A 7,931-nucleotide genomic window follows, 5' to 3' on the forward strand; every position below is an offset into this window, starting at 1 on the left:
CACTCATGTCGCAGACGCGCGGCTTTTCGCTGATTGAGCTGATGGTTGCCGTGGTCATCGTCGCCATTCTGGCGACGGTGGCGCTGCCGTCGTTCCGGCAGTATTCCGTGCGCACCAATCGGGTGGTTGCCAAGACCGTGCTGAGTCAGATTTCGCAGCAGCAGGAAGCCTGGTTCGGCGACCGCAAGACCTACGCCTCGCGCCTGAGTCTGCTTGGTTATCCGGCCGATGCGCTGTACATCGACTCGTCCGGCGAGATGCACACCGGCACCACCACCACCAGCATCTATCGCGTCAGCCTGGCGGGCGTCGGTACCGGTGCGTTTTCGCGCTGCTCGACCAATGCCACGGCATCGACCCGGTTTTCCTGGGTGCTGATCGCCGAACCGCAGAACTCGCAGGTTGCCGGCGATTTCGTCTGCGGCACGCTGTGCCTGTATTCCACCGGCCAGCGCGGTGCGACGTCGCCGGTCGACGCCGATCAGATGTACAAGCAGTGCTGGGCGAAGTGAGCCTCAGCTAAGCCGGCTTGTCGGGCTTGGTCCGGCTCAGCGCCTGCACCAGCAGATCGAGAATCATCAGCCCGGCGCCCAGCGTGATCGCCATGTCGGCGACATTGAACGCGGCGAAATGCCAGTCGCCGACGAAGAACTGGATGAAGTCGAGCACGTAACCGCGCGTGGCCCGATCAATGGCGTTGCCGAGCGCGCCGCCAAGCACGAACACGAAGGCCAGCGCGTTCAGCAGCTGGCCGTGACGGTTGACTCGCATCCACCACAGGATGCCGATGCTGACCGCCGCGCTGAGCAGGATGAACATCGCCGCCGGTGCCTGATTCATCATCGAGAACGCCGCGCCGGTGTTGTGCAGGCGCACCAGATTGAAGTGCTCGATCACCGGAATGGAGTCGTACAGCACCAGCGCCTCACCGACGAAATACTTGCTGATCTGATCCACCGCAATGACGAAGGCGGAGATCCACAGCAGGCGCAGATTGTCGAAGGCCGGCTTCACCTGCGGCTCAGACATGGTGGCGAACCTCGCCGATACCATCGATGTTTTCGATGCAGCGTCCGCACAGCGCCGGATGCGCGGCGTGCGAGCCGACATCGGGACGGCGATGCCAGCAGCGGCCGCACTTGTCGGCCGTGGTCGCTGTCGCCGCAATCCAGATCGTCTGGCCGTTCTCGAGCTTGGCGACACTGGCCGTTGCCGGCTTCAGCGACAGCGGTTGCGCCGACGCGTCCGAGGTGATGAACCAGAAACGCAGTTCGTCGCCCAGCTTGGCCAGCGCATCGAGCGCGGGACCGTCGGCGTAGATCGCGACGTCGGCATCAAGTGCAGAGCCGATGGTGCCGGCAGCGCGCAAGGTTTCCAGTTCCTTCTTCACGGCTTCGCGAGCGGCGAGCAAGCTCGCCCAGTCGTCAGCAGCCACGGAATAGCTGGACGCCACCGGCACCGAATACCAGGTCTGGATGAACACGCTCTGCGCACGATCACCCGGCAGCAGCTTCCAGATCTCATCGGCCGTGAACGACAGGATCGGCGCGATCCAGCGGGTCATCGCTTCGGCGATGTGCAGCAGCACGGTCTGCGCCGAACGCCGTGCCGGACTGGCTTCCGGCAAGGTGTAGAGCCGGTCCTTCAGCACGTCGAGATAGAGGCTGCCGAGATCCACCGCGCAGTAGTTGTGCAGCAGCTGGTAGACCTGATGGAACTGCTTGGCTGCGTACGCCGCCTTGATCTCGTCCTGGGTGCGCGCCAGTTCGGACAACGCCCAGCGATCGATCGACAGCATCCGATCCGGCGCAACCAAGTGCTGTGCCGGATCGAAGCCGTGCAGGTTCGACAGCAGGTAGCGCACGGTATTGCGGATGCGCCGATAGGCGTCGGCGATACGCTTCAGCAGGTTGTCGCTGATCGCGATCTCGCCCGAATAATCGCTGGCCGACACCCAGAGGCGCAGCACGTCGGCACCGAGCGTCTTGGTCACTGTCTGCGGGGCGACAACATTGCCGAGCGACTTCGACATCTTGTTGCCCTTCTCGTCGACCGTGAAGCCATGGGTCAGCACGGCCTTGTACGGTGCGCGTGAACGCATCGCCACCGAGGTGAGCAGGGACGACTGGAACCAGCCGCGATGCTGATCCGAGCCTTCGAGATACATGTCGGCCTGCGGCGCCAGGCCATCGGCATCGAGCTTGTCCGGATGCACCGAGACGAACGAGCACTGATGCACCGAGCCGGAATCAAACCAGACGTCGAGCGTGTCAGGGCACTTCTCGTAATGCTCGGCATCGCTACTGATCCAGTCGCCGACCGAGGAGCCGAACCAGGCTTCGAGGCCGTTCGCTTCGACGGCGTCGGCGACGCGCTTGAGCAGCGCCGCGGAATCCGGGTGCAGGGTCTGATTGCGCTTGTCGACCAGGATCGCCATCGGCACGCCCCAGGTGCGCTGGCGCGAGATGCACCAGTCCGGACGCTCGCCGACCATGCCGCGGATGCGGTCCTCGCCCCAGCCGGGAATCCACTCGGTCTTGCCGATCGCCGCCAGCGCCCGCTGGCGCAGACCATTGCCATCCATCGACATGAACCACTGCGGCGTGGCGCGGAAGATCAGCGGCGTCTTGTGGCGCCAGCAATGCGGATAGCTGTGATCGAACTTGGTGACGTGGATCAAGGCAGCAGCTTCACGCAGCGCATTGATGACCGGCTCATCGACCTTGCGCACGTACAGGCCGCCCACAACCGGCGTGCCGGCGACATACACGCCAGTGCCCATCAGCGGACTTTCGACCGGGATGTTGTTGGCGACGCCGATGTTGTAATCGTCGACGCCGTGGGCCGGTGCGGTGTGAACGAGACCAGTACCGGCATCGAGCGTGACGTGATCGCCGCAGAGGATCGGCTTGGCAGCAGCTTCGGCATCGAAGGGATGCACGTAGGTCTGGCGTTCGAGTGCCGCGCCCTTCACGCGACCCAGCACGCTGGGTGACGCAACGCCGTAGCGCTTGGCACAGACTTCGAGCAGGCCTTCGGCAACGATCACGCGGCCGTGTTCGCCCATCTCGACCAGCAAGTAGTCGAGTTCGGCATTGACCGAGATCGCCTTGTTGGCCGGGATCGTCCAAGGCGTCGTGGTCCAGATCAGGAACTTGATCGGCCCATCATCCCCCCCCCCGCCGCTTGTGCCGAACACGGCAGCCAGCGTCTTCGAGTCGGTCGAGGTGAAACCGACATCGATCGCGAAGCTGGTCTTGTCCTGGTACTCGACTTCCGCTTCGGCCAGCGACGAGCCGCAATCCAGGCACCAGTGCACCGGCTTGAAGCCGCGCGTCACGTGGCCGTTGGCGACGATGCGCGACAGCACGCGCAGCTGCTCGGCCTCGAACTTCGGCTGCATCGTCAGATAGGGTTTTTCCCAGTCGGCAAGCACGCCGAGGCGCTTGAAATCGACTCGCTGGCGGGCGATCTGTTCGTTGGCGTACTTGCGGCACTCGGCGCGGAATTCGGCGGCGTTGAGCTTGTCGCCGACCTTGCCGAACTTCTTTTCCACCTGCAGGTCGATCGGCAGGCCGTGGCAATCCCAGCCCGGCGTGAACGGCGCGTAGAAGCCGTCGAGGCGCGCGGCCTTGACGATCATGTCCTTGAGCACCTTGTTGACCGCGTGGCCGATGTGGATGTCGCCATTCGCATACGGCGGACCGTCGACGAACCAGTAGTCCGGCCGGCTGGCGGTGGCGGCATCGATCTGCGCGTACAGGCCTTCGGCTTCCCACTGCTCGAGCATCTTCGGCTCGCGCACGGCGAGACCGGCCTGCATCGGGAACTCGGTCTGCGGCAGATTCAGCGTCTGCTTGTAGTCGATGGCCGGCGCATCGGCCGGGTCTTGCACGGAGTCGTTCACGAGGGGATTAAGTTTTTAGAAAAATGAGCGCGCGCCGCCAGACCATCGGCCTGCATCTGGGCGGCAAGCGTGTCGAGATTGTCGAACTTCAGCTGCGGGCGCAGGAACTTGTGGAATTCGGCGACCACTTCCTGGCCGTACAAGTCCGGCTTGAGGTCGAAGACATGGGTTTCGAGCAGACAGGCGGTCAGGCCCAGGGTCGGCCGCACGCCGAGGCTGGCCACTCCCGGCAAGCCTTCCGGAGCGCCGGGCCAGGCGAGCCGCACGGCATAGACGCCATGCGCCAAAGCCGGCGGCCGGCGCAGATGGACATTGGCGGTCGGCATGCCGAGCTGCCGGCCGAGCTTCAGGCCGTGACGCACGCGGCCGACGATGCGGTAACGGCGATCGAGCAGGCGCTCGACCTTGTCGAGATCGGGCTGGGCGAGGGCCGCGCGCAGCACGGTGGAGCTGCAGCGCTCGCCTTCCAGCTCGACAGTGCCGAGACCTTCGGCGCTGAAGCCTTCTTCTTCGCCGATGGCTTTCAGCAGCGCCAGATCGCCGACCCGCTTGCTCCCATAACGGAAGTCGTCACCGACGATCACCGCGCGCGCGCCAAGGCCATCGACCAGCACCTGCTGCACGAAGGCTTGCGCGGACATCGCCGCCAGCCGCGCGCCGAATGGCAGCACCACAACGCGCTCGACGCCGAACATCGCGAGATCGCGCAGCTTGCCGCGCAGATCGGCGATGCGCGGTGGTGCCGACGCGCCCTGGAAAAACTCGCGCGGCATCGGCTCGAAGCAAACCACGGTGACCGGCACCCGATGCTCGACAGCCAGCGTCCGCAGCCGGGCGATCAAGGCCTGGTGGCCGCGATGCAGACCGTCGAAATTGCCGATCGACACCACGCTGCCGCGATGTCGCGGCGCGAAGTTGTGCAATCCGCGGATCAGCTCCATAGCCGTATCGATGCTCGGAAAACGCTGATTATAAAGGCCGCATCAGCGGCGGGCGGTACGGAAATGGCTCGCCCTCAGGCCGCTGGCCGCAAGCACGCCGAAGTACACCGCAATCGCCGCAGCAACCAGCAGCAGCATCCGCCCGCCGCGCGCCCATTCGCCGGCCACGAGCCAGCTCGACAAATCGCCGGCCAGCCATAACACGACCGCTCCCATCAGCAGGTTGGCGATGATCAGGCGCAGCCAGAACAGGCCCCAGCCGCTGTCCGGCCGATAGATGCCGTCGCGGCGCAAGCGCCAGAACAGCAGGCCGCCGTTGATGCAGGCGGTCAGCGAGGTCGAGGCGGCGAGACCGACATGAGCCGCTTCAAACGCATAGAACTTCGAGGCCGCGAACAGGCCAAGGCTCAAGGCCATGCCGATCACCAGGCTGATGATCGCGTAGCGCACCGGTATCCGCGTTTCCTGCCGCGCGTAGAAGCCGGGCACCAGTACTTTGACGAACGAGAAGCCCATGAAACCGGCGCCGTAGGCCCAGAGCGCATAGGTAGTCATGCGCACGTCGTTGGCGCTGAACGCGCCGTGGCCGTAGACCGTCGACACCAGCGGGCCGGCCAGCAGGATCATGCCGAACGCGGCCGGCAGGCCGATCAGCAGGATCACGCGCAGGCTCCAGTCCAGGGTCGCCGAGAACGCTTCCGGGGTTTTCTTCGCATGCTGGGCCGACAGCGCCGGCAGGATCGCGGTGCCGACGGCAATCGAAAAGATGCCGAGCGGAAATTCCATCAGCCGGTTCGCGTAATACAGCCAGCTGACAGAACCATTGCCGATATGGGTCGACAGATTGGTGTTCAGCAGCAGGGAAATCTGCGCCACCGAGGAGCCGATCATCACCGGAATCATCAGGCCGAGAATGCGCTTCACGCGCAGATCGCCCCAGGCCCAGCGCGGTTTCGGCAGCAGGCGCAGCTTCGCCATCAGCGGCAGCTGGAACAGGAACTGGAGGACGCCGGCGACGAACACCGCATAGGCCAGCACCTGCACCGAGTTGGCATCGATGAACGCGGTGGCGATCAGGCACAGGTTGAGGATCACCGGCGTGAATGCCGGCACCGCGAACTTGCCGTAGGCGTTGAGCACGCCGCCGGCCATCGAGGTCAGCGAGATGAACATCAGGTAAGGGAAGGTCCAGCGCAGCAACTCGGTGCCTAGCGCGGCCTGCGCCGGATCCTTGGTGAAGCCGGACGCGAACAGCCAGACCAGCACCGGCGCACCGAGGCAACCGATCACCGTGACGAGGCTCAGCACACCGCCGAGCGTGCCCATGACCACAGCGACCATGTCGCGCGCCTCGTCATGGCTGCCGGTGGTCTTGACCTCGGTGAACACCGGTACGAAGGCTTGGCTGAACGCGCCCTCGGCGAACATGCGCCGGCCGAAGTTCGGGATCATCAACGCGACGAGGAAGGCGTCCATCGCCGCACCGGCACCGAAAGCGGTGGCCAGCATGATTTCGCGAACGAAGCCGAGCAGGCGCGACAGCAAGGTCAGCAGGCTGACGACGCCGCTGGATTTGAGCAGGCTTCTGGACATTCGGGAGGCGTTGGCGGGACTGGCAGAGCGTTCTGGCGTCAGGCTGCGCCCGGAACGGGTGCGTTGACAGGGAGCGGGTCCGCGAAGATACTAGCGCGCTTCGATTTTGTCAGTCGCCGTTTCAGGTGCCGACAGGTCGCAATTCCCGTCACACCGAACCGCTTCAGGAGCTTTACCTTGGCCAACACCCCGCAGGCGCGCAAGCGCGCACGCCAGTCCGAACAGAACCGCGAGCGCAATGCCAGCCAGCGCTCGATGATCCGCAGCACCATCAAGAAGGTCGTCGTCGCCATCGAAGCGAAGACCAAGAGCGAAGCGGAAACCGCTTACTCGGCGATGGTACCGGTGCTCGATCGTTACGCGAACCGTGGCCTGATCCACAAGAACAAGGCTGCTCGCCACAAGAGCCGTTTGCTGGCGCACATTCAGGCGCTCGCCTAAATCGCATCGGCAGCATAAAAAACGCGACCTTCGGGTCGCGTTTTTCGTTTCAGCGTAGGGCCGGCCGTACTCGCCGTACCGCACACCGGATGAGGCGAGCAGTCAGACGGCCGCGGGCCGCCCTACTTCTCTCAGTCGTCCCGGCGCGGAGCCATCGGCTGCGGCAACGGTGCACCACCGCCGATCGATTTCGACGGCGGATGAGCATCATCTTCCGGGGCGCCGAACCAGCGCGTCGCCCGTTCGCCGATCCGCTGCAGATAGGTGAACAGCACCGGCACCACGACCAGGGTCAGCAAGCTCGAGGTGATCACGCCGCCGATCACAGCGCGGCCCATCGCCGCATTGGTTTCGCCGCCAGCGCCAGCGCCGATCGCCATTGGCAGCATGCCGAAGATCATCGCCAAGGTGGTCATGATGATCGGCCGCAGACGCACCTGGCCGGCCAGTAGCAACGCTTCGCGCAGGCTCCTGCCCTCGCGCAACCCCTGGTTCGCGAAGTCGACCAGCAGGATCGCGTTCTTGGTCACCAGGCCCATCAACATGATGAAGCCGATGATCGAGAACATGTTCAAGGTCGTGCCGGTGACCAGCAGCGCGATGAACACGCCGGCCAGCGACAACGGCAGCGACACCATGATCGCGATCGGCTGCAGGAAGCTGCCGAACTGCGAAGCCAGGATCAGGTAAATGAAGATCACCGCCAGCCCGAGGGCCGCCATCGCCGCCTTGCCGGACTCGTCCTGATCGGCCTGCTGGCCACCGATATCCCAGCGATAACCCGGCGGCAGCGGCCAGTTGTTGATGATCTTCTTGACGTCTTCGCCGACATCGCCCGCCGGACGGCCTTCGGCGTTCGCATAGATCGACACCCGACGCTGCAGGTTCTGGCGCTTGATCTGCTGCGGGCTGGTGGTCGGCACCAGATCGGCGACCTGGCGCAGCGGCACCAGCATCGGCGTGCCATCGGCATTGAGCCGGGTGCTGGTCAGCGCCAGATTGCCGAGATCGCTGGCGATCTCGCGGCTGGCACGCGGCAGGCGAACGAT

7 protein-coding genes are annotated in these 7,931 nt (G+C 64.7%); 2 read left to right on the forward strand and 5 right to left on the reverse strand.

The features are described from left to right. Window positions 1-5: 5 nt before the first annotated feature. A complete protein-coding gene (locus tag QZY06_RS21410) occupies window positions 6-512 on the forward strand; it encodes a type IV pilin protein (RefSeq protein ID WP_295688121.1) in 507 nt (168 codons plus the stop codon). 7 nt (window positions 513-519) lie between these two features. Here QZY06_RS21410 and lspA read toward each other — a convergent pair whose 3' ends face one another. The 4 genes from lspA to murJ form a co-directional block, all read right to left on the reverse strand. Next, complete coding sequence (gene lspA / locus QZY06_RS21415) at window positions 520-1,029, reverse strand: signal peptidase II (RefSeq protein ID WP_295688124.1); 510 nt, start codon at window positions 1,027-1,029, stop codon at window positions 520-522. Then, complete coding sequence (gene ileS, locus QZY06_RS21420; protein WP_367275708.1) at window positions 1,022-3,823, reverse strand: isoleucine--tRNA ligase; 2,802 nt, start codon at window positions 3,821-3,823, stop codon at window positions 1,022-1,024. Before ileS ends, lspA begins: the two co-directional genes overlap by 8 nt. Window positions 3,824-3,903: 80 nt before the next feature. Beyond that, complete coding sequence (locus QZY06_RS21425; RefSeq protein ID WP_295688128.1) at window positions 3,904-4,848, reverse strand: bifunctional riboflavin kinase/FAD synthetase; 945 nt, start codon at window positions 4,846-4,848, stop codon at window positions 3,904-3,906. Window positions 4,849-4,890: 42 nt separating this feature from the next. Continuing rightward, window positions 4,891-6,441 carry a murein biosynthesis integral membrane protein MurJ gene (gene murJ / locus QZY06_RS21430; protein ID WP_295688129.1) on the reverse strand — a complete coding sequence of 517 codons (1,551 nt, stop codon included), beginning with the start codon at window positions 6,439-6,441 and terminating at the stop codon, window positions 4,891-4,893. Window positions 6,442-6,618: 177 nt separating this feature from the next. Here murJ and rpsT point away from each other — a divergent pair, with 177 nt between their 5' ends. After that, entirely contained in the window at window positions 6,619-6,882 is a 264-nt protein-coding gene (gene rpsT, locus QZY06_RS21435) for a 30S ribosomal protein S20 (protein WP_022975093.1), read from the forward strand. 131 nt (window positions 6,883-7,013) lie between these two features. On the opposite strand, the gene QZY06_RS21440 is transcribed toward rpsT, so the two are convergent. Continuing rightward, on the reverse strand, window positions 7,014-7,931 hold a 918-nt coding region (locus tag QZY06_RS21440), incomplete at its 5' end, for an efflux RND transporter permease subunit (protein WP_295688131.1).

It is taken from the genome of uncultured Nevskia sp. (assembly GCF_903885465.1).
Taxonomy (GTDB): Bacteria; Pseudomonadota; Gammaproteobacteria; order Nevskiales; family Nevskiaceae; genus Nevskia.